This is a genomic window from Methylomonas sp. Uni0009, assembly GCF_054188105.3.
On the sequence record NZ_JBTAFN010000001.1, the window covers coordinates 4,525,841 to 4,547,964 of the forward strand.

At 51.6% G+C, this 22,124-nt stretch carries 16 protein-coding genes; 7 read left to right on the forward strand and 9 right to left on the reverse strand.

Annotated features, from left to right (window positions below; translation table 11 throughout):
* Window positions 1–81: 81 nt before the first annotated feature.
* The 5 genes from ACWAU0_RS20915 to ACWAU0_RS20935 form a co-directional block, all read right to left on the reverse strand.
* Window positions 82–3,105, reverse strand: a complete 3,024-nt coding sequence (locus ACWAU0_RS20915) for a formylglycine-generating enzyme family protein (RefSeq protein WP_458137807.1) — start codon at window positions 3,103–3,105, stop codon at window positions 82–84.
* A complete protein-coding gene (locus tag ACWAU0_RS20920) occupies window positions 3,105–4,091 on the reverse strand; it encodes an AAA family ATPase (RefSeq protein ID WP_458137808.1) in 987 nt (328 codons plus the stop codon). The genes ACWAU0_RS20915 and ACWAU0_RS20920 overlap by 1 nt, the downstream gene beginning before the upstream one ends.
* A complete protein-coding gene (locus tag ACWAU0_RS20925) occupies window positions 4,088–5,539 on the reverse strand; it encodes a trypsin-like serine peptidase (protein WP_458137809.1) in 1,452 nt (483 codons plus the stop codon). Before ACWAU0_RS20925 ends, ACWAU0_RS20920 begins: the two co-directional genes overlap by 4 nt.
* A 25-nt stretch (window positions 5,540–5,564) precedes the next feature.
* On the reverse strand, window positions 5,565–5,900 hold the full coding sequence (locus ACWAU0_RS20930; RefSeq protein ID WP_458137810.1) for a trypco2 family protein: 336 nt from the start codon (window positions 5,898–5,900) through the stop codon (window positions 5,565–5,567).
* Between the two features lie 193 nt (window positions 5,901–6,093).
* The gene (locus tag ACWAU0_RS20935; protein WP_033158048.1) at window positions 6,094–6,852 is read right to left on the reverse strand and encodes a class I SAM-dependent methyltransferase; all 759 of its coding nucleotides are present in this window, start codon (window positions 6,850–6,852) and stop codon (window positions 6,094–6,096) included.
* A 597-nt stretch (window positions 6,853–7,449) separates the two neighbouring features.
* Here ACWAU0_RS20935 and ACWAU0_RS20940 point away from each other — a divergent pair.
* The 4 genes from ACWAU0_RS20940 (at window position 7,450) to ACWAU0_RS20955 (ending at window position 11,468) form a co-directional block, all read left to right on the forward strand.
* Complete coding sequence (locus ACWAU0_RS20940; RefSeq protein ID WP_458137811.1) at window positions 7,450–8,268, forward strand: hypothetical protein; 819 nt, start codon at window positions 7,450–7,452, stop codon at window positions 8,266–8,268.
* A 325-nt stretch (window positions 8,269–8,593) separates the two neighbouring features.
* On the forward strand, window positions 8,594–9,115 hold the full coding sequence (locus tag ACWAU0_RS20945) for a DUF1097 domain-containing protein (protein ID WP_458137812.1): 522 nt from the start codon (window positions 8,594–8,596) through the stop codon (window positions 9,113–9,115).
* 430 nt (window positions 9,116–9,545) lie between these two features.
* Complete coding sequence (locus ACWAU0_RS20950; RefSeq protein WP_458137813.1) at window positions 9,546–11,093, forward strand: hydroxymethylglutaryl-CoA lyase-like TIM-barrel protein; 1,548 nt, start codon at window positions 9,546–9,548, stop codon at window positions 11,091–11,093.
* A 231-nt stretch (window positions 11,094–11,324) separates the two neighbouring features.
* Entirely contained in the window at window positions 11,325–11,468 is a 144-nt protein-coding gene (locus tag ACWAU0_RS20955; protein ID WP_458137814.1) for a hypothetical protein, read from the forward strand.
* A 344-nt stretch (window positions 11,469–11,812) separates the two neighbouring features.
* Here ACWAU0_RS20955 and ACWAU0_RS20960 read toward each other — a convergent pair whose 3' ends face one another.
* Window positions 11,813–13,675, reverse strand: a complete 1,863-nt coding sequence (locus tag ACWAU0_RS20960) for a hypothetical protein (protein ID WP_523070832.1) — start codon at window positions 13,673–13,675, stop codon at window positions 11,813–11,815.
* A 595-nt stretch (window positions 13,676–14,270) separates the two neighbouring features.
* Between ACWAU0_RS20960 and ACWAU0_RS20965 the strand changes: the two genes are divergently transcribed.
* Window positions 14,271–14,480: a hypothetical protein gene (locus ACWAU0_RS20965; protein ID WP_415878482.1), complete on the forward strand. Its 210-nt coding sequence runs from the start codon at window positions 14,271–14,273 to the stop codon at window positions 14,478–14,480.
* 319 nt (window positions 14,481–14,799) lie between these two features.
* Window positions 14,800–15,906: a 3-isopropylmalate dehydrogenase gene (gene leuB, locus ACWAU0_RS20970; RefSeq protein ID WP_445369684.1), complete on the forward strand. Its 1,107-nt coding sequence runs from the start codon at window positions 14,800–14,802 to the stop codon at window positions 15,904–15,906.
* 141 nt (window positions 15,907–16,047) lie between these two features.
* On the opposite strand, the gene ACWAU0_RS20975 is transcribed toward leuB, so the two are convergent.
* Entirely contained in the window at window positions 16,048–18,123 is a 2,076-nt protein-coding gene (locus ACWAU0_RS20975; protein ID WP_458137816.1) for a carbon starvation CstA family protein, read from the reverse strand.
* Between the two features lie 240 nt (window positions 18,124–18,363).
* Here ACWAU0_RS20975 and ACWAU0_RS20980 point away from each other — a divergent pair, with 240 nt between their 5' ends.
* The gene (locus ACWAU0_RS20980) at window positions 18,364–18,855 is read left to right on the forward strand and encodes a cytochrome P460 family protein (RefSeq protein WP_051670240.1); all 492 of its coding nucleotides are present in this window, start codon (window positions 18,364–18,366) and stop codon (window positions 18,853–18,855) included.
* Window positions 18,856–18,882: 27 nt separating this feature from the next.
* On the opposite strand, the gene ACWAU0_RS20985 is transcribed toward ACWAU0_RS20980, so the two are convergent.
* Together ACWAU0_RS20985 and ACWAU0_RS20990 are read right to left on the reverse strand one after the other, a co-directional pair.
* Window positions 18,883–19,830 (reverse strand): histone deacetylase family protein, encoded by a 948-nt coding sequence (locus tag ACWAU0_RS20985; RefSeq protein WP_458137817.1) that lies wholly within the window; start codon window positions 19,828–19,830, stop codon window positions 18,883–18,885.
* 275 nt (window positions 19,831–20,105) lie between these two features.
* Window positions 20,106–21,698: a peptide chain release factor 3 gene (locus ACWAU0_RS20990; RefSeq protein WP_458137818.1), complete on the reverse strand. Its 1,593-nt coding sequence runs from the start codon at window positions 21,696–21,698 to the stop codon at window positions 20,106–20,108.
* Window positions 21,699–22,124: the final 426 nt, after the last annotated feature.

Genomic DNA, 22,124 nt, shown 5'->3' on the forward strand with positions numbered 1-22,124 from the left:
ACATCAGCGTCACAAAACGCACAGTTGGCGCGGTAATAAGCACATTGCCACAGTATCGTGGAAACGAGGATCGGATGGCATTCATTTTCTGGATTTCTTTCTGAGTTGATGCCATCTGTCGCGTATTGCCCCTGCCAACCCGGCCTGCGGATGCTCCGCGACGCCGCTGTCCGGCCCAATCGCGTCCTTAACCGTTGCCGATTTGGCTCCGCCGACCGGATCCGGCCTGAGCTCAGTATGACCTAGGGCAAGCCGAAAACCGATGTAGTGGAAGCGATTAAAGGGCTGAGCGTGGTTGCGGATAGCGGCGCGCACGTCCCTGCCGTCGCTGAGCCACGAACCGCCGCGCAGCACACGATCGCCGCCCGCGGCTTCGTCCGACTGCGTCAGCGGATCACGCGACGCTTCCGTGCCAAGGTTTTCTTGCCAACCATCCTGACACCATTCCCAGACATTGCCATGCATTTCATACAACCCCCACCGATTAGCCGACAACGATTTCACCGGCAAGGTCTTTTCACGATATAGACTTTTTTTAGCGCCGGCATACGGATTATTGCCATCATAATTAGCTTTGTCCGGTGTGATATTGGCACCAAATGAAAACGGCGTAGTCGTGCCCGCCCGACAGGCATATTCCCATTGCGCTTCAGTCGGCAATCTCGCAGGCAAGCTGGGCAACAGTTCATTCAGACGCTCTATAAACCGCTGGACTTCTCCCCAACTTACTTGTTCGACCGGGTTCTGCGGATCCTTTTTGAAATAACTAGGATTGTCGCCGCCCAACACCGCCAGCCAGAAAGCCTGGGTGACGGCGGTGTCGGCCAGCCAGAAGCCTTGAGTTAAGGTGACGGCATGCAGCGTTTCGTCATCGTAGCTTTCCGGCTCATCTGTTGGCGATCCCATCATAAATGTCCCCGGCTCGATCCAGCGGAAGCGCTGGGTGACCTGGTTGACGGTGAGGTCGGCGTAGAGACCGTATTGGTCTACCCCAACAGGCCAGGATCTAGGATTTTCCGGTTCCCATCTCACTTGCGTAAGCAGCGTCCTTCTATCTTCCTGATTTAACAGGATAGTATTGATAAACCGCTCGCCCCATTTTTCCGGCATGGGTTCCGCCTCGGTAAACCGTTTTAACTCGATGTAAGGGTTGAAACCCTCCCCTGCTTGTAACCAAAAGCGATAATCTTTGCCCGCAAAGCGTAAATTAGCCGAGAGTCCTTCTGAATTGCGGACGATACTGTCAGCCCAACTGGGCTTTGTGAATGCTGCAAACGTCAGGCTCGCCAATCCGGTATCAAAATCCAGGGTCTGCCCATCCAACTGACCGACGATGCACGACTCACCACGGACCGGCAAGCGAAGCAATTGTTTATCCACTCGCATCCGGCCATTTTCTACCCAACTTTTGAACAGCATCATGCTGTCGTGGATTGCGTCGAATTCGGCCAATTTCGCGCCACCTATCGCTACAGGCCTGGTGTCGGCATAAGCGATACTCAAGGCTTCACCAACTTGCCAGATGCCATAGCGATTTAATTCGGTGCGTTCACGAGTCAGCTCGTGGACGATGGCGGCATCGTATTCCGCAGGCAACGGAGCTCCAGCCCGCAGTTGCTCGCGATACGCCAAACCGTAAAGTGCACTGGTATAGTGGTCATTATTCAAACGAATCGCCTCACCGCTTAACCGGTTTAAATGCCGCCGGGCAAATTGCGTCATGCCGCTGTCGGAATGCGCACCCTGCAGGGTTTTGGCAAAGCGTTGCATAAAAGCCTCCGCCTGTTGGACATCGGCCAGTTGTTCGAGTGGGAAAGCCACCAAGGGCAAGGCGTTGATGACTTCCTCCGCCCAAATCGCCGGAAACTGGCCGATATGCTGGCGTTTGAGCAAACTCAAGACTTGATACTGCAAGCCGGCGTCCAGCTGTTTAAATTCAGCCTGATACTCGGCCCGTTTTTCCGAGCGCATGCTGATGGCGGTATAACCCCATTGCATATCGGCATGCTGATACACCGCCGCTTCGATGCCGCTGTCGGCTTGTTCAGCGGGTAAACAGCTAAGCAAGGCGCGCAGCAACTCAGGTTCGACGTGTACGGCAATGGATAACAATGCCAAGACCTTATGGACATGCTCAGCGTGGGCCTTGATATCCGGATCGATCTTTTCCGGTTTGAGCTTGCCGTGTTTGTGCCACAACACTTGGCGGATGGTTTTTAGGCGCTCGGGCTGTTGCTGGGCAGCCGATACGGGTGCCAGCACGACCGGCGTAGTGTTTTTACGGCTTAGTTGCCGGAAAAAACTGTCCCACCGCGTGCGTATCGGGCTGTGCTGTTCAGCCAATTGCCCCAAGTCGCTGACGATGAACACCACACTTTGCGCGGTGAGCGCTTGCCACTGCTTAAGCCGTTGCTGTTGATCAAACCAATCCCAATATTCGCCTAGCGGGTCATCGTCAATCACGCGAATTTCCAGGCCGTTCAAGCCGTACTGACGGACGATACTTTCACACAAACGATGAGCGTCCAACCAGAACGGCAGCAAGCGTTTGTTCAAGTCGAGGACGACATAAACCCGCCCGGCCGGCACGACACGTGGCTTGCGCGGTAGATGATACAAGGTTTGCAGGCGGGCGATACGTTTGACCAACTGCGGCATATCCAGTCGCTGCCCCGAGCTATGGCTTATGGATTGCCGCAAAAAATCGCGCATGCGGGCTTCGGGGACAATGGCTTGATGCGCCAGCGGTTCTCCGCTGGCAAAGGGCTGCAAATCGGCGTCGGAGAGCGGCTCAACGCCTTGAAGCACGGGTGGCAGGCTGTCGCCGAGCTGTTGCGGATCAGCATAATGCTCCTGAGATGCGAGGGCGTAGAATAATGCTTGCGGGCGTTTCAGCGCTAATTTGGCCGGCTTAGGAACAGGGTCTGGGTCGATTGGAAGGGGCTCCGGATGGGGAACTTTATAATCAATTTCATGGCTTATCGTGACTGGCGCACACCATTCGTAACCCAATATCGTAGCGCTCAGGCATTTTTCGTCCTGAGTTTGACAGCGCTGCAGCCAGCGCAGTAAGTCGCCGCGGCTGGTCTGAGTATGAATCGGCATTACAACGCTTTGCGCAACACAAAGTGCTGGATCTCAGCCAGCAAACATTGCTGATAGGCATCCCGTTCTTGGCCTTGCAGCGAGGAATCGGTCATTTCATCCAGCGCCGCCAATAAATCCAGATACTCGGCCAAGCCGGCCTTGATAGTGCCGTGGCGCTCAGCCTCCTGCCGGTCAGCGATTAGTTGTTGTAGCGCCAGGCGTTTGATGGCTTCGCTGCATTGGTTATCATTGAAATGCACCTTGGCGCGCTCCAAAAACCAGGTTTCAAGGTTTTTATCATCCACCGCCAAATGCAGCACCAAACAGCGCCGAATAAACGCCGCCGGCAATTCACGCTCGTCGTTGCTGGTGATGATCACTAGCGGCGGCGCAGCTTGTTTGTCTGCCGTTTGCTGTGTCTTGCCGATGGTTTCTCCCAACAGCGGTACGTCAAAACCGCCGTTACCCAGCACTTCTAATAGTGCGTTCGGCAAAGAAGGTTCGGCTTTGTCGATTTCGTCGATGAGCAAAACAATGCCGTTGTCCAGTTCCCCGTCGTCGGAAATTTGCGGACGGTAGACTTTATGACGGCACACATCCTTGTATTGCTTGGCCGCACTATCCCAGCCAAAGCTCCACCACAACACACCGGGATTGAGATAATGCTTGGGGTTAAGTTTGTCATCATCTTTGATACCGGCGTGAGCGTCGTTGAGGCGTGCGACCGGATCGTAACGCCAGAGCAAATCCTGGCCTTCGGTGTTGATGTTGACGACTTCGGCGATGAATTTGCGCTTGAGCTTGGCAGCAGCTGCCCGCGCCAGATAGCTCTTGCCCAACCCTGGATCACCTTTTACCAACAGAGGGCGGCGGGTCGCCAAGGCCATTTCCAGGGCATAAGCGCTGGCTTTATCCAGAAAATAACGGCCTTGCCGCCAGGAACCACAGTCCGCGTAATCGATAACGCTATCGGCTTGAAAATGTTTGAGGGTGGTTGCTGTCATGTGCTTGGTTGGCTGGTTTCGAGTATGTTGAAGAGCTCTGTGATTTTGGCACTTAACTTGGCTTCTTTTTCCGCTGCGGCTTCGCCATAGTGGACGATGGGTAAATCAGGGAGGCAGTCTGCGGCAATTAAAGCCTGGCAATTGGCGGCATCAAGCAAAGGGTTGTTAGTCAAACTGGTATCCCGCCGATTTAATTCCAGGCGATGCAGTTGGTTTAAGGAGCGATTTTGCCGCTGTTTAATCGTGGAATTCAACTCCTCAAGCTCAAAGGCGTCCAGCGGCTCGGGCGGCGGCGCTTTGTGAATAACCTTGTAAATGGTTTCGGTGGCGTCTTTTATGAACTCTGCCTGGCCCCAACCGGTTTCGCGGGTAAACACGTCCGCATTGATCGTATGCCTGCCATGCACTTTGCCGTCATTTCTCACGAACTCGGGATTGGTATCGTAAAGCGCCGCCAGCGACAATTCAGCAGCCATCGCGGTGCGCACCGGCAAGTTAATCAATGCCTGCCTGATTGCTTGGCATTCCGGGGCCATCAAGCCCGCAAACAAACAAAATAGCTGTCTGAGATTCCGGCGTATCGACTCGCCGGAATCTTGTTTGAACGCATCGGCACCGGCGCGCAGCAACAGATCTAAAACCGCCAAGTCATCCTGCTTAAAGGCTTCCAGCAATTTTTCTGTTAATTTTTGATTGTTAGTATTTGCCACATTCAGACTTAAATGACCGGCGATTTGCTTGAACAGAGCGTCCTGCGCGGTCATTTTTGACAAGACATCGCTAATTTGTCGTTTCTGCTCGGCAACGAATTTTTGATGTTTTTGAATTTGGCCTTGTATACCGGTTATTTCTTGGAATTCTTGGTCATTTCGAATTAACCAGGGTATGGAAATAGCAGTGAAACATTCATCACGCTTTTGGGGCGTCGCGGTGATAATCGCAAATAGTTGCGGCCCTTGAAATACCGGTGCCCCCGATAATCCGCACCAACCGGCTTTCTCCAAAGCATCACTTTTGCAGGAAATGGTGAGTTTAGGCGTGGCGACATTCGGTGGAAAGAACTCCCCCATCACCGGTATTTTTTCGCGCAATCCCGATTCAGCTTCCTTGCCGATTGCCGGATAGCCATAACCACTCCACTGTTCATGACTTTTTGGATCGCGTGACGCCAATAGGTCTGAGGAAAGCGACATGTTTGGCGGGGTTTGACACCTGAGAATGGCCATGTCGTATTCATCGCTGACCCAAACAATTTCGGTGACATTCGTATCCGAATGGTTTGAATCCGGCCATTCAATCACAATAGGCACCGCCTTATCACGCTCATCAAAAACAACGACGTGGCGTGCCGTCAATACCAACCCCTCAGCGATGGGATAACCTGTGCCAATAGCGCGTTTGCCATCCTGTTTCGTCGGCAGAATCTTTGCAATCAGCTTGGTATCCATAGTTAATCCCCGCTAAATGCCTCGGTTATTCATCACCTGACAACAATAGCTTACTGGGCTCACCCGTCTGCGGGTCCGGGTTCTTCACATCCACCGGCTGCAAATTCAATTTGATCTTATGCGTAGCTGCATGTTTATAACTAGCAGAGGCCTCTGCATCGATGCCGCCCAACACCCAGAAATTAAATTTACCGCCAGCTTTTCCACCGACTGATTTTTCGACCACCATTTGCAATTCCACTTCTACGCTATTGACGTTAAAGCGGATGGTTTCCGCTTCGCCATGAGCGGAAGCCGTCACCAAACTTTGTCTCAGCTCTTGAATCACTTCCGCTAAATTCAGCTTGTCATTCTCGTTCATAGCCACTCCCTTCGTCATTTATTTAAAGTGTTGGGCGTAACTGACTGTGTTTTACCAATTGTCAGTTATTCGTTGTCGGGCGCCTTTCTGAGCGCTCTGAATTGTCTTTGAACTCAATCTCCCCAACAGTTATCTTTCCCGTGCTCCAGCGATACGCAGCGCCGGAGCACGGAAACGATGACCGATAAAAAAACTAAGCCAATTTCGGCTTTATCGCGGTCATCAACATGTCCACGCCTTCACGATAAGGCGAATGCACATCGCTGAATCCGAGAGATTGCAGGGTGGATATGACGGCTGGCACATGCATGATGTGGTCCGGTGATTCGTCGCTGAGCAAATGTACCACCCAGTCTTCCAAAAGATCGTAACGCTGCAGTTCCCCAAAGGTCTTGAACCAGTGGCGAATGTCGGCTTGCGTGGAAGCCAAATGCCGCGCGGGATCATCAATAGCGAAGCGGTCACCGTTTGCGAACAATCCGCCCGGTTTAAGCACGCGCCAGATTTCGGCAAAGACTTGATCCCGATAGTCATTCAGAAAATTGTGAATGGCATAATTCGAGGCCACAACCTCAACGCTGGCATCCGGTTGCTGCTGTAAAAAAGCTAGCGCATCGCTCTCGATGAATTCGACACGACCGTTGTCCACATACTCCGCCAAATTCGCGCGCGCCTGCGTAAGCATTGCCGCTGAGGCATCGAAAGCGCGCAGATGCAGGTCCTCGCGCTGAGTAAGCAAGGACAGCGTGCTCAGTCCTGTGCCGCAGCCGATCTCAAGCCCCTGTATGCTATTGCCGGGATGCCATGCGGCGACTGTCTCGCCGAGCTTTTGCGTCAGCACCACGACATTGGGACACATCATACCGAGAAAATCGTACTCTTCACCGATGCGGCCGGTAAACGGATTCTGTGCGGTTAAAGAAGGCATCACGGCATTTTCATTCAAATTCATAAATAGCGTCCCGGTTTGTTTAATAAATACGCGCTGGTGCTTGATTACAGCGGGCAGGAAGGAGTGTGTGGATTTCGTATTTTTGCTCGGAAATTATAATCAGATAAACGCGCTACGGATACCGAACCACCCACTTCCCTAAATGCTGGCATCCTTCGCGTTATCTTCTAGCCGTTAACCTCGATAAATCGCAGTCAACACGCCAAGTTTTAGGATACACGCCTTGTTTCGCATAACGATGAAAACGCGAATGGGGCCAATCTTTAAGCGTTCTAATCCAGCCATGCGTGACCGGATTTCGATGAATGTGGCGGACATGCTGCCGCTAATTCGATACAGCGTTATTGTCATATAAACCCGGCAATATTTTGTTATGATCTGACCCATGTAGTCTGCTCTCTGCCTAGAATACTGGCTTGGCCCTTAAATTCCCGGCATTCTTCGTCGCCGCCTGCCGCGGTGCTAATCTACTTGAACCGCTGGACTGCCTGCTGCATGAGAGCGACGATATTGACGGGTTGAATTGGTCATCAAACTAAAGGTTTAGACCTCTTGGGAAAATGATTTTCAAGCGCTTTTAAATTGGAGAAATACGTTATGTCTAAATTACGATTTGTTGTTTCCACGTTGGCGTTGGCTTGGCTACCCAATGCTCAGGGGGCCTACAGCGGTAGTCTGTCGTTTGTTCAACCTACGGGCACTGTCGTTGCAACCGATAACATTCCGGTTTGGTTGAAACTAAGTTTGGACGCCACATCGGATCCCTTGGTTTTTTCCAACACAGGTGGCGGTAACCCGCCGTTTGGCATCAATCCAGCCAACTACCCAAGCAGCTTTACTTATTACGATTCAAACACTAGCCAAAGCAGCTACATAGAAAATGGCGTACTTATCGCCGTGGATAATATTTCTTTGAGTTCTTCTATTGGTTGTGCCGGTACATTTCTGGCCGATAGCTGCTCTCCCGGACCTTACGAATTCAATTTCAACTCCAGCCTAAGCAGCATAGATATCGCCGATATCACCTTGAACCCTGGCGATAGCGTTGAGTATTTGCTCGGCGAATTTACCCCGAAAAATGGCGCAGCCCCAACCGGCGAATACGAGTTTTATACAGCGGGATTGGGTATATTTTTTCGCGGTACGGTTAGGGCTCCGCAATTAGATGAAAACGGTGCGCCGGTTCTGGATGAGAACGGAGATCCGATTTTGCAAGATTTTGTTAACGCCGAGAGCCGCCTGGAAATCGCCAGCACAGCATGTGCAGCGCAACCCGGACCAACTTGCTCAGACAAATTTGCGCGAACAGTCGTCGCTGCTCCCGTACCCGTTCCCGCCGCGTTTTGGTTATTTGGTTCAACCCTGCTCGGTTTTGTCGGCTACCGCCGGCGCGTTATCTTTACGCGGTCTGTCTGAGTCTTAATTAAAGCACGTCTGTCTTCGCAAATACTCTTAGCCGCCAGCCCTTAAATATGCTGGCGGTTTTGAGGTTTGCAGCCAAATAGTTCAGGTTGCGCGCCCGCATTACCTGACACTTCCGCTGGTCGAAATGATCAAACCCCATAACAGTGCATGCGTTTAAACCAGCCGAGGATTGGTATCTGGAGGCTATTCTCTGCTACCATTCAAATGGGTCGAGGCGGGATTGCTTGGCCGTAAATGGATTTCGGTTTTGCAGGGCAGCCTCAATGCATCATCGAGTAAATCACTATCGATGAGGCGTAATATCAGAGGGACAATAATGGACAAACTTACAGCACTTTCTTTAAGCATCGGCGTATTGGCGGGCGTAGCCACATTTTTGGCGGTGGGACCGGCCAACGGCGTGTTCTTTATCTGGGCCGCCACCATTGCCTGGGCAGCCTATTTTTTCTTGGGTGCGACCAAGGAAGCCTTAAAAAATACTATCGTCTGCGGGATTTTCGGCGTATTCATGGCCTGGGTAACGGCGATTATCTTGACCGGGATTTCGCCGGACACTGCCTTAGGTTTTCCAACAATGGCCGCCATTACGGTGACTTTTGCGGTCGTGGTGATGTGCCTGGCCGCCAATTTTCCGCAATTGGCAACCATTCCTGCCAGCGTCTTAGGCTATTCATCCACGTTTGCCTACTTATTGCAAACACCGGACAAGTTGACGCAAGAAGTTTTGTTCGGCGTGTCGCTGAGCAATCCTTTGCTGGTGATTTCAATCTCAATTGTAGTGGGCACTTATTTTGGTCAGCTTTCCGCGCAATTAGCGGCTAAGTGGACTAAAGAGTAACCACATTTTTAGGCTGAACCGTCGGGGTTACCGGCAAACACCCACTCCGATTGTTCGGCAAAAATAGGCGGAATGTAAAAACTCCGCCTAACCACCAAAAATATCTGTCGTTTAATCATCGTTCCACTCAGAACTCTTCGGCTCCCAGCGAGGAACGCGAGTGCCGATTTCCCTCCCCTGAGTTTCGCTGCTCGCAGCCCCGGAATTAGCCGCAAATTGCCAATTCATTCTGTTTTAGGCGAAAATGGCACGTTACGCATAGCTCAGTCTCTTTCGGAATAAGCAATCAGATTGCTCATAAGCCGCGCGACCAGCTTATGCACAAAGGCCATTTGTTAAAGACGCACGGGGTGTCGCTATCGCTCTACCCTGTCTACGAAGTTAGCTTGGTCAGATACAGCTACAGGACGCATCGAGAACAACAAAAATCATGTCTACCCATTCAAGACACATCCAGTTAATGGATACCACGCTGCGTGACGGCGAACAAACCCAGGGCGTGGCGTTTACGCCGACGGAAAAAGTCAGCATCGCCAAAGCTTTGTTGCAGTTTTTGCGCGTTGACCGCATAGAAGTCGCTTCGGCGCGGGTTTCGGAAGGCGAAAAAGAAGCCGTCAGCCTGATCAATCAATGGGCACGACACGAAGGTTTTGCCGAGCGCGTTGAAGTGTTGGGCTTTGTCGATCATACCCGCAGCGTCGATTGGATCAAATCGACCGGCGGTAGCGTCATCAACCTACTAGCCAAGGGCAGCGAAAAACATTGCCGCGAGCAACTCGGCAAAACCCTGGATCAGCATAGTGCCGATGTGCTGCAAACCATAGAATACGCCCACGAGCAAGGCTTAAAGATCAATGTCTATCTGGAAGATTGGTCCAACGGCTACAAAGACAGCCGGGATTATGTTTACGGCTTGATGGAACGCTTGGAACAAGCTCCGATCAGCCATTTCATGCTCCCCGATACCTTGGGCGTGATGGCGCCGGACGAAGTATTCGCCAGCTTTAGCGATATGTGCCAGCGCTACCCAGCCCTGCAATTTGATTTCCATCCGCACAATGATTACGGTTTGGCGACCGCCAACGTCATGGCGGCGGTGCGGGCCGGCGTCAGCGCGGTGCATTGCACTGTCAACTGCTTGGGCGAACGGGCCGGCAACGCCTCCATCGCCGAAGTGGCGGTGGTACTGCGTGATAAAATGGCGATGGAATTGTCCGTGGACGAGAGCCATTTAGTGCGCATCAGCGAAATGGTGGAAAACTTCTCCGGCAAGCGCGTCGCCGCCAATGCGCCCATCGTCGGTGCCGACGTGTTCACCCAAACTGCCGGCATCCATGCCGATGGCGACCAGAAAGGCGGTTTGTATAAAACCAAGCTCGGCCCTGAACGTTTTTCCCGTATCCGCAGCTATGCCTTGGGCAAAATGAGCGGCAAAGCCTCGTTGAAGAAAAATCTCGAACAACTCGAACTGGATTTATCGGAAGAAGACCAGAAGAAGGTGCTGGCGCGTATTGTCAGCATAGGCGACTCCAAACAAACCATCACCACCGACGACTTGCCGTTCATTATCGCCGACGTGCTGGAGAGCAAGAGCTATCAGCACATCAAACTACTGGCTTGCTCGATCAACAGCGGCCTGGATTTGCCGTCTACGGTCAGTATCCGCGTGGATGTCAAAGGCGAGAAACACCAGACCACCGGGGCCGGCAGCGGCGGTTTCGACGCCTTTATCGACGCCATCGGCAAGGTATTGCAACATTACGAATACACCTTGCCGACGCTGGCCGATTTCGAAATCCGCATCCCCAAAGGCGGCCACACCAGCGCTTTGACCGAATGCGTGATTACCTGGGATTGCGGCACCGAACTGCGCAAAACCCGCGGCGTACACGTCAACCAGGTGTTTGCCGGGATTTTAGCGACCATCAAGTTGATCAACATCCAGTTGCATGAAAAGGCCAATAGCCCGCAAGCATAGATGAGCGGCCCGCAGGACAGCCTGCCAAGCCGAAAGCAAACGCCTTCAATCCCTAACCCAGTCATTGTCCGAGGAAAATCTGCTCGTCGAGTTGTACCGAATTTAAGGCATCCACATAGTGAATTTTGATACAGCAAGCCATCATAATTTATATCGAGAAAATACTATGCGGACCACCGTAACCATTGACGACACCTTATACCAAAAGCCCTGAAAATCGCCGACCCGGACATGGATAAAGCCGAAATCTTCCGGGAAGCGATGAAAACCTTTGTATGCGTTCAGGCCGCCAAACGCTTAGCTGCCTTGGGCGGGAGCCTACCGGAGATGACTGATATTCCCCGAGAACGCGGCCAAACCAACTCGTCCGCATGATATTGGTCGATACCTCGGTTTGGGTTAACCCATTTCAAAAATCGTAACGAGGATTTGGTTCGGTTACTGCTTTCCGATTCGGCCTTGATTCACCCTCTGATCATTGCAGAATTGGCCTGTGGCGCGCCACCTGCGCCGAGAGCCCAAACCCTGAACAACCTACGCCAGTTAAGGCTTTGTAACCAAACGAACTGTAAGAGTTTATCGAGCGGGAAGCGCTGTTTGGCTTGGGCTGAGCGCTTCGGCGTGGCTTATCAAACATCGCAGTCCCGAATTGAAATCTCAGATTCGTAGGCTGGGAAAATTTGCCCATAATTAGGTCATTAAATCCTACGGAATTATTTTTAGGGTGAGTAGTTTCCGAAAAATTTAGAGTAATCAAACCAATACGGTGTTGCAGTTGCCCAAACGGTGTCGCCGTATTGGTTTTGTAAAAGCAGAAATGCTTGTTTTGAACTTGGGCCATGACCAACACATCCGTATCTAGTGGTGCGAATAGCATGATGCAGATTGGAAGCCTGCTGTTTACGAACCGCATCCGATGCCGGATTCTTGATTTTTCTGGCAATCACCGCTTCTGATAAATATTGCGGTGCATCCGGTATAGCTTCTAGCGCCGCTATTTCCTGTTTATCCAGCAACTGTTTGTAAGGGTGCTTGGCGAACGCGGCTTTTTGGCGTTCGATATACGGCGCAAACTCGGCGCTGATGTCGCCGCGAAATAGCAAATTACCGTAAGGTGTCACCTTTGCATAATCAAAAAGCCGGTCTTCCAACTTGCGCTGATCAAAACGGCACCACCAGTTATTGTCCTTGTGATTGAAGATATCTATGGCCTTGAAATTGTCTTCCACTTCATTTTCCCTGGCGTTAACCAGTGGAATCCCGGTAAAGGGTTGCGGTCTGAAGCGCGGCATACGCAACATCAAATCAATGTAATCGTTTTTGCTGTGGTTATCGACAGCGCTTAAAACTCGCTCACGAATCGATGGATTCAGTTTTGCAACCAATGCCGAATACTGGTTGATGGTGTGGTCATCCATGTTTAACAGAAATGCTCGTGTTAACGCTGCACGCGCCAGATAACCCCGGTCGCTACTTTCGATATTGCCAGCATCCGCCAATTGATACAAGGCTTTGGCTGGCAACATATTGAGCAAATACTGCCAAAGCCCTTCGTCGTTTTCAAGAAGCAAATCGTCGCGATAATCCCATAGATTGTGCTTGGGTGCCGAGGCGATGACTTCGTTCCACTCGGATGCCAACAAGTTGCGCCAGTGGTTAAAACTAACGGGATATTGTTGACGAATAACTTGCAAAGCCAGTCGCGCGTCGTCGGTGTTGCCGGCATACACCAGCCAACGCAACAAGTTTTTTAAGCTTTTTCCGTGCGACCGATTGGTGTATGGGCGGCGGCCAAGCCTTCCATCGAATAAAGTTTTATAACTGGCGTAGTTTTTTATCAAGTCTAGGGCAGCGCCGTGTTCACCCCGGCCTAAATGGAGACGGATCAGGTTTTCCCAAAGATCAAACAGCCATTCCCGATATTCGGGGGTTTCGCCTTGCCATGAATTCGTCAAAAAAGGAGTTGCGCTTTTTATGATCTCGCCGGCTAGAGGCGTCTGGGGATGAGTCCGCGTAATGGCTATTTGCAGCCATTCTCCACCGTCTCCGTGTTGCCATCTCTTCCAGGCATGGCTGACTATATTTTGGTTTTGAGCCCAGTAAGCATGATCTTTCTGATGTAAAGCCCACAGCCAATCGGCGGTAAAAACGTTGTATGCCCATTGGGCCTGCATCCAGTCGACAAATTCATGCGCTGGCGCAAGGTTTTTTACTGCCTGCATGCGGGGCGACAGTGCTGCCGTATCGGTTATCCACCAATCCACCGCAAGGGAATCCGGCGCAAAGAGCGGAAAATAACCGTCAAGTTGCTCCAGCGCGTCAAAATAATCCTTATAAGCTTGGTTAAAATCGGCTGCATTTGCAGGGGCTATTTTAATTAAACTAATGAGCCATGCTAAATGTTTGCTGGCCAGCTCCGCTGTAATTGCTTTGACAGGCCAAGCAGTGGGATTCATTAGGATGAATCGATAGTTGGCTGCAATATCATGCACGGTTTTGAACGAAGGGTCGGCCAGTATACGGTCGGCTTTATCGTAAGCCTCGTCGGCGCGTTTAAGTTGGGCCAGACATCGCAGCGTCATGTAAGCCGCCGTAGCGCGAAGCGGGGCTTTCGAATCATTTTCGACCTGTTGATAGAGCTCTAAAGCCTTGTCGAACTCTCGCTTATAAAAATGGTAACTGGCCGACTGGTAAAGAAAATCGCTCGGAGCTCGGGAAGGCAAGGGCTTTAAGATCTTAATCGCTTGAGGTGGTTGACTGTTTGCGCGTCGGACATCGCAGGCGGAAAAAACTTTATCCTGATTCTCAGCCCATAGTTTTTGGTAGGCGTTAGCTTCCCCTAGTTCTAGACGAATTTGCTTTAACACTGCCAACGCATTGTCGTAATGACAAGCCGAATGACCATCCGATAACGGGCCTAATTGGTGTACCCCCATCCCCAACAATAATTTATGCCAGAACACTTCAAAATTTTGAATATCGCCGGAACTGTGATGTGGCGGAGCATCGGATCGGTATGCGTAAAGTTCTTCGGTTATTAGTTTTGGTCTATCTACAGCAAATGATGGCGATCCCAATACAAACAGCACGGTTGCAAGAAATGACGGTTTAGCTATTGACATGATATGGGGTATTTGAAGGTTGAAGAGCTAAATTTCACGGCTAACAAAATTTGCTATGGTGACATTAGCCAGCTTAGTTGATTTTGTCGAATGTTGTTGTAAACGGACGGTTGTTATTACGGGTTTTTCATCATTCCCACGCGCCGGCGTGGAAATGATGAAGGCCAGCTCCTTTGCTGCGGCAAATAAGCCGATTGCTGATTATCCATTCGCCACTGCTTTATTTTTTACTCGGCCGTTGAGCGAAACTTTCACCACCATCTAGGCTTTTTTCTCAGTCATTGGACAAATAACTCCAACTATTTCGCTCGGAGCTAAAACGATGGCGTTCGGCGAAAGAATGATCGAGAAAATTACTCGGTTTTCCGGCATCGGTGGGTTATTCAAGTCCTATGAGACGTGTTTTCTTCCCTGTGAATTAACAAAAAACGAATACAAATTCCGTCCCGATCAAGCTTTTCCTGCGTTTGTCAGCAAAGCCGTTTTTCGGCGGAAGCGTGGCGGCCAATCTGCTAAAATCCGCTGTTTATTTTTCGATAGAAATTCCTGATTTAACGCTTTAATCACTCAGCACTCACCATCTCATGAAAAATTACAAAATCGCAGTTCTGGCCGGCGACGGCATCGGCCCTGAAATCACCGCGGAAGCCATCAAGGTTTTGAAAGTCATCGAAGAACGTAACGACGTTAGCTTCGAGCTGATGCCGGCTTTGTTCGGCGCCTGCGCTTACTTCGCAACCGGCGATGCTTTCCCGCAAGCCACCATCGACATTTGCGATCAAGCCGACGCCATCCTGAAAGGCACCATAGGCTTGAATCACGAAGAATCGAAGAAAATCCCGGTCGACAAACAACCGGAGCGTGGCGCTCTGTTGCCGCTACGCCGCCGCTATAACACCTACGCCAACTTTCGCCCGGTTTTCCTACCGAGGTCGTTGGCGCATTTCTCGCCGCTGAAGCCGGAAGTGATCGGCGATGGCATCGATTTGATTATGGTGCGTGAGCTGGTCGGCGGCCTGTATTTCGGCCAAAAAGAAGCGGGAGTCAACGAGCAAGGCCTGCGTTACGTGCGCGAAACCCTGGAATACGACGAAGAACAAATTCGTCGCATCATGCACCAGGCCTTCAAACTGGCGCAAAAACGCCGCAAATTGCTGCACAACATCCATAAAAGCAACGTGCTGAAATCCAGCGTATTGTGGAACGAGGTGATGGAAGAAGTCGCCAAGGAATACCCGGACGTGCAAGTCGTCAATTATCTGGTCGATTCGGCCGCCACTGCACTGTGTCTGAAACCGACCCAATTTGACGTGATGGTGATGGAAAACATGTTCGGCGACATTCTCAGCGACCAAGGCGGCGGCATTTTGGGCTCGCTGGGCCTGATGCCGTCAGCGTGTATCGGCCCGGAAAAAGCCTATTACGAGCCATCCCACGGTTCGGCGCCGGACATCGCCGGCAAAAACATCGCTAATCCCTACTCGATGATCGGTTCGGTGGCGATGATGCTGGAAAACAGCTTTGGTATGGAAGCGGAAGCGAAAAACGTCTGGGCGGCGATGCAGGGCGTGTTTGCCGACGGCTACTCTACCGCCGACTTATCCAAACCCGGCAGTGGCGTCACCATGATCAGCACGGTTGAATTTGGCGACAAAGTGGTGGCAAAGCTACGGGAAATGCCTAAAGTCTAATAAGGGCTTGCCATACGATAACGCGGCGCAGGCTGCGTTATCTTTGCTTCTACAAGCCTCGTATCCCAGTTGCTGGTATTAACGTCAAGGACGGGTGATTAAAACAGTATCCGCCGCGACGCCTACTTTTTCGAAAATGCTTTAGTCCCTTACCCACTCTTCAACCAAACGGCTGGGTGTATGCGGCGATTCGCTGGATTGCGGGTGGTTTTTGCCGGCGATGACGCAATAAATCACCCGCAGGGTGTCTGCCAGTAATAGCCAGGTGATCAGCATAAATAAGCTGGTTAAACCGGCGTTCAAGTAATCGTTGAAAATCAAATGCGGTGCATTTTTGATTTGCTCGGCTGGCAGAGCGCCGTTGGCAAGTCTGGCGGATAAATCTGCGGCATGCGATAAAAATCCCACCCGCAAATCGGCGGCAAACAATTTTTCCCAAGCGGCGGAGCTGGTGACGATAATCAGCCAGACCAAGGGTGTTGCCGTGACCCACACATATTTCAGTTTGTCCGACTTCACCAATATCGTGGTGCCCACGCATAAGGCTATTGCCGCCAGCATCTGGTTGGCAATGCCGAACAAGGGCCACAGGCTGTTGATGCCGCCTAAGGGATCGATAGTGCCCATGTACAGAAAATAACCCCAAGCTCCGACCACCACAGCGCTGGTCAGCAGTATGCTGGGATAGCTGTTGGTTTTAGGCAAACCAACATTGCTCAGAATATCTTGCAGCATGAAGCGGGCGACGCGGGTGCCGGCGTCGAGCGTAGTCAGAATAAACAAGGCCTCGAACATGATCGCAAAGTGATACCAGGCCGCCAGTAGATGCTCGCCGAACACTTGCGCAAACAAACTAGCCATCCCCACCGCCAACGATGGCGCGCCGCCGGTGCGGGCGAACAAGGTGGATTCGCCCATGGTTTTGGCCAGGGTTTGCATTTGTTCGACGCTCACCGGAAAGCCCCAGCTGCTGATTTTGGTGACCGCGTCCACCGCTTCCTTGCCGACGATGCCGGCCGGACTGTTGATGGCGAAATACACGCCGGGCTCTAAAACTGAGGCGGCGATCATCGCCATGATGGCAACGAAGGACTCCATCATCATCGCCCCATAGCCAATGAAGCGGGCGTCCTGCTCGTTAGCCAGCAGTTTGGGTGTGGTGCCGGAGGAAATTAAGGCATGAAAGCCGGAAATGGCGCCGCAGGCGATGGTAATAAACACGAACGGAAACAATTTGCCGCCGAAGATAGGCCCGCTGCCGTCGATGAACTGGGTCAAGGCCGGCATTTTCAATTCCGGGCGCAACACCACAATGGCAATCGCCAGCGCGCTGATGGTGCCCAGCTTCATGAAGGTGGACAAATAGTCTCGCGGTGCCAGCAATAGCCAGACTGGCAACACGGCAGCGGCAAAGCCGTACAAAATCACCATCAACGCCAGTTGCGGTGCGTCGTAATCGAACCAGCCACGGATGGTCGGATTGTCGTCGATCCAGCCGCCGCCCAGTACCGCAAAAATCAACAGGGACACGCCAATCAGCGTGGCTTCGGCGACTCGGCCCGGCCGCAACTGATTTAAATATAGGCCCATCAACATCGCGATCGGAATGGTTGCGGCGACGGTGGAAGTGGCCCATGGGCTGTGTTTCATCGCATTGACCACCACCAAGCCCAATACCGCGATCAGAATCACCATGATCACCATCACGCCCAACATAGCGGCCGTGCCGCCGATATTGCCCAGTTCATCCTTGGCCATTTGCCCCAGTGAGCGGCCGTCGCGGCGCACCGAGAAGAACAGCGTGACAAAATCCTGGACACAACCGCCCAACACCGCGCCGATCAAAATCCACAAAGTACCCGGCAGATAACCGAACTGTGCGGCCAGAGTTGGGCCGATCAACGGGCCTGGTCCGGCAATCGCGGCGAAATGGTGGCCGAACACCACCCATTTGTGAGTCGGCATGAAATCGCGACCATCGTCGAAACGCTCTGCGGGAGTGGCGCGACTGGGATCCAATACCAATACTTTAGTCGCGACAAATGCGCTATAGAAACGATAGCCCAGCGCGTAGATGCAAAGCGCCGCGACGATTAGCCACATACTATTAATGCTTTCACCGCGTTGCAGAGCAATCCCGCCGACGGCGAAGGCGCCGGTCAGGGCGACGCAAGCCCAGAAAAAAATGGACGGTACTTGTTTGTTAGGGCCAGACATGGCGGGTTCCTTTGGATTGTAATCGGTGTACTGCGTGATAGAGTTGGCAAAATGGTAGCATGCCAGCGTCAATTGCTGTTGGCGGATTCGCTTTCAAACAGGCTGTTTTTCCAGGTTTTACCGCTAATTCGCGATTGTCATCGACTGGTTTGATTCAGCTGGATTGAACAGGCGTTAGCCGCTAAGCTGCCGGCGTATAATAATGGCTTGTATCCATTACTGATAAAGGAGGACGAGAATATGAACAGAACTATTTTCAGCGGCTTATGTTTGGCAGCGGTGGCGTTAATGCCGTTTAGCCTGGCTTTCGCGGAAGCCCAACCGGCTGCTAAACCCGAACATGGCGAATACCGAGACTGGCGTTTGTTGGGCGTGTCTTTACGTCACGATAAAAACAGCATACGCGCCATCGTTGGTAACCATGTGGCTATCGCTGCCGCGCGTGCAGGTAAAGTCAAACCTTGGCCGGACGGCAGCATCATCGCCAAAATAAAGTGGGGCGAAAGAAAGCATCCGAATTGGGAACAAGCGACTGTGCCAGGCGAATTCACTGCTGCGGAAGCGATGGTGAAAGACAGCAAGAAATACGCTGAAACCGGCGGTTGGGGCTTCGGTATTTGGGAAGGTAAAACTTTAAAAATGTTGGATCAGGAAAAATCCGCACCTTGTTTTGCTTGCCATATGCCTATGAAAGACAGCGATTACGTTTATACCCTGCCTAATCTGCAATAAACGCGGTATTTTATGACGAGAGGCGGTTCATTCGCCTCTGGTTGGGTTGCCCATCAAGCTGCGGACATGAGCGGCAACACTGTCAGCTAATGCGCTTAGATTGTATCCACCTTCCAATGCCGAAATGATTCGCCCCTGGCAGCAGGCATTGGCGATGCACAGCAATTCATCGGTAATCCAGCGATAGTCGTCTTCCACTAGGTCCAGCGATGCCAAAGGATCGTCTCTATGGGCGTCGAAACCCGCGGAAACCAAAATCAATTCGGGCTTGAAGGTTTTCACTGCCGGCAAAATGGACTGGCGATATTTATCCCGAAACACCTCGCCGCCGCTGCCGGTGGGCAGGGGAATGTTGATAACGTTCCCGACACCGCTTTCCGAGGGATGGCCGCTGCCGGGGTAATGCGGCCATTGATGACTGGAAGCATACAGCACTTGCGGCTGCTCGCAAAAAGCCGCCTGGGTACCGTTGCCGTGGTGCACGTCAAAATCCACGATGGCGATTCGGGTCAGGCCGTAGCGGCTGCGGGCATATTCGGCGGCAATGGCGATATTGTTGAACAGGCAAAATCCCATCGCATAATCCGGCATGGCATGGTGGCCGGGAGGGCGGGTGGCGCAAAAAGCCCTGGCGTTTTGGCCGGTGCAAATTCTATCGACGGCATCGCAGACTGCAGCCACGGCCCGCAGAGCTGCAGGTTTGGAGCCGGGCGATACCACGGTATCCGCGTCAAAATTGGCGTAACCTTGTTCAGGAATGGTTGATAACACTTTCGCTATCATGGCCTTGCTGTGTACCAGGCCAATCTTATCGAGAATGTCGGCGGGAATGTCGACTGTGATTCTTTGCAATGGCGCAAATTCGGGTGCCGACAAGGCTTGTTCGATCACATGCAGCCGGTCAATGCTCTCTGGATGGGCTACGCCGGTGTCGTGGCCCAAAAAATCCGGGTGACTATAGTAAAGTGTGCGCATAAGCTTACTCCTGCGGATGTTGCTTAAAGTCGTATCTTTATCGGATTGGCTTCGGCAGTGTATATCCCTCGCGCAAATATATCTATAAATATTAAGTGTTTAGCCTATTTTTTATTGATCTGAGTTTTTGCGCTGGGAGCTAGCGGCGCGGGGGGTTCGTGGGTAAATAAGGGCTACAAATGATGGTATCGGCCGTGAAAAAGCTGTGCAGGAATCGCTTGGCCGCAAGCGATTCCGCATGATTTGGATTTAAAAGATGGGCTTTGAATCAGCTTTCAAAGCTCTCTGGTCTGACTGAAATGAATGTCCGGCCAGCGCTCTTCGGTCAATTGCAAATTCACCCGGCTGCTGGCCAGATAAACCAAATAGCCGCCGCCATCTTCAGCAAGGTTTTCGAAGGCCTTGTTCTTAAACTCTTCCAGTTTGGCCGGATTTTTCGCGCTGACCCAACGCACGGTATTAATCGGCGAAACGTCGTAAGCACATTCGACGTTGTATTCGTTTTTGAGACGATGGGCGGTGACATCAAACTGCAAAATACCCACCGCACCTAAGATCAAATCGTTGTTTTTCAGAGGGCGAAACAGCTGGGTAGCGCCTTCTTCGGTCAATTGAATCAAACCTTTTTGCAGTGCTTTGGCACGCAGCGGATCTTTTAATACCACGCGGCGAAACAATTCCGGCGCGAAATAAGGAATGCCTCCGAATTTCAAGACTTCGCCTTGGGTAAAGGTGTCGCCGACCTGAATAGTGCCGTGGTTGTGCAAGCCTATGATGTCGCCGGCATAAGCTTCCTCGACGTTTTTACGGCTGTCCGCCTGAAAAGTAATGGCGTTGGCGACCTGAATGTTTTTACCAATGCGCACATGATTGACCTTCATGCCTTTATCGAATTTGCCGGAACAGATTCTTAAAAACGCCACGCGGTCGCGGTGCGCCGGGTCCATATTGGCTTGGATTTTAAACACAAAGCCGGTGAATTTTTCTTCCTCGGGCATCACTTCGCGTTGCTCGGCTTGGCGTGAGCGCGGCCCTGGTGCATATTCGGCAAAAGCGTCCAGCAATTCGATGATGCCGAAGTTATTGATCGCCGAACCAAAAAACACCGGAGTTTGTTGACCCGCCAAATATTTCGCGTGATCGAATTCGTGACTGGCACCTTTTACCAGTTCAATCTCATCGCGCAATTCTTCCGCCTGATAGCCTAGCAGTTCGTCAAGCTTCGGATTGTTCAAGCCTTTGATGATTTCGGCCTTGGCGATACGACCGCCGTGGTGTGGACTGAACAGCAAGATCTCATCTTTATACAGCTGGTAAACCCCTTTGAAGCGCTTGCCCATACCTATCGGCCAAGTCATTGGCGTGCATTGAATTTTTAGCACGCTTTCGACTTCGTCGAGCAGTTCGATCGGTTCGCGGCCTTCGCGGTCCAGTTTGTTGATGAAGGTCAGGATTGGTGTATCCCGTAGCCGGCATACTTCCATCAATTTGATGGTCCTATCCTCTACGCCTTTCGCCACGTCAATCACCATCAACGCCGAGTCTACGGCTGTTAATGTCCGGTAAGTATCTTCGGAAAAGTCTTCATGGCCCGGGGTGTCCAGCAGATTGATGATGCAATCATTGTGCTCAAACTGCATAACCGAAGTGGTGACGGAAATCCCCCGCTCTTTTTCCATTTCCATCCAGTCGGAGGTGGCATGACGCGCCGCTTTACGACCTTTGACCGAGCCGGCTAACTGAATGGCGCCGCCGAACAGCAGCAATTTTTCAGTGATGGTGGTTTTACCGGCGTCGGGGTGGGAGATGATGGCAAAAGTGCGGCGCCGCTTGTATTCAGGGAATTCCATTGATTGTTTTATTTGCATTTGCATAGTTGTGTACATAGCTATGTACACAAAATTAAAAGTACATTTCCGGCAATGCGATATGTGTTGCCGGAAAATTCTGGAATTATATCGTAGATTCTACCCAGGCGATGACGTCGTCCAAATCCCCGAATTTCCTCACATTAAAAGTAAGCCAAGGGGTCATTAAAAATGGGTCGTTGCCTTACATTGTGTGTAACCGAAATCAAGCAGGTTACCACCATGGAAAAATACCTAGGACACGCCTATTTGCAAAGCATCTGGAATCGCTATCGACAAAGCAGACTCCCCGCGAAAGCATACCAAACCCAATCCGTTTGCTCTTAAGGCCGCCACTGAGCAACAATTGCAACTCATTTTTTCACACGTCCGGGTTACCTCTAATGTGGGGCAAGGACTTTGGTCTTGCGGATTCTCTTTTCTACA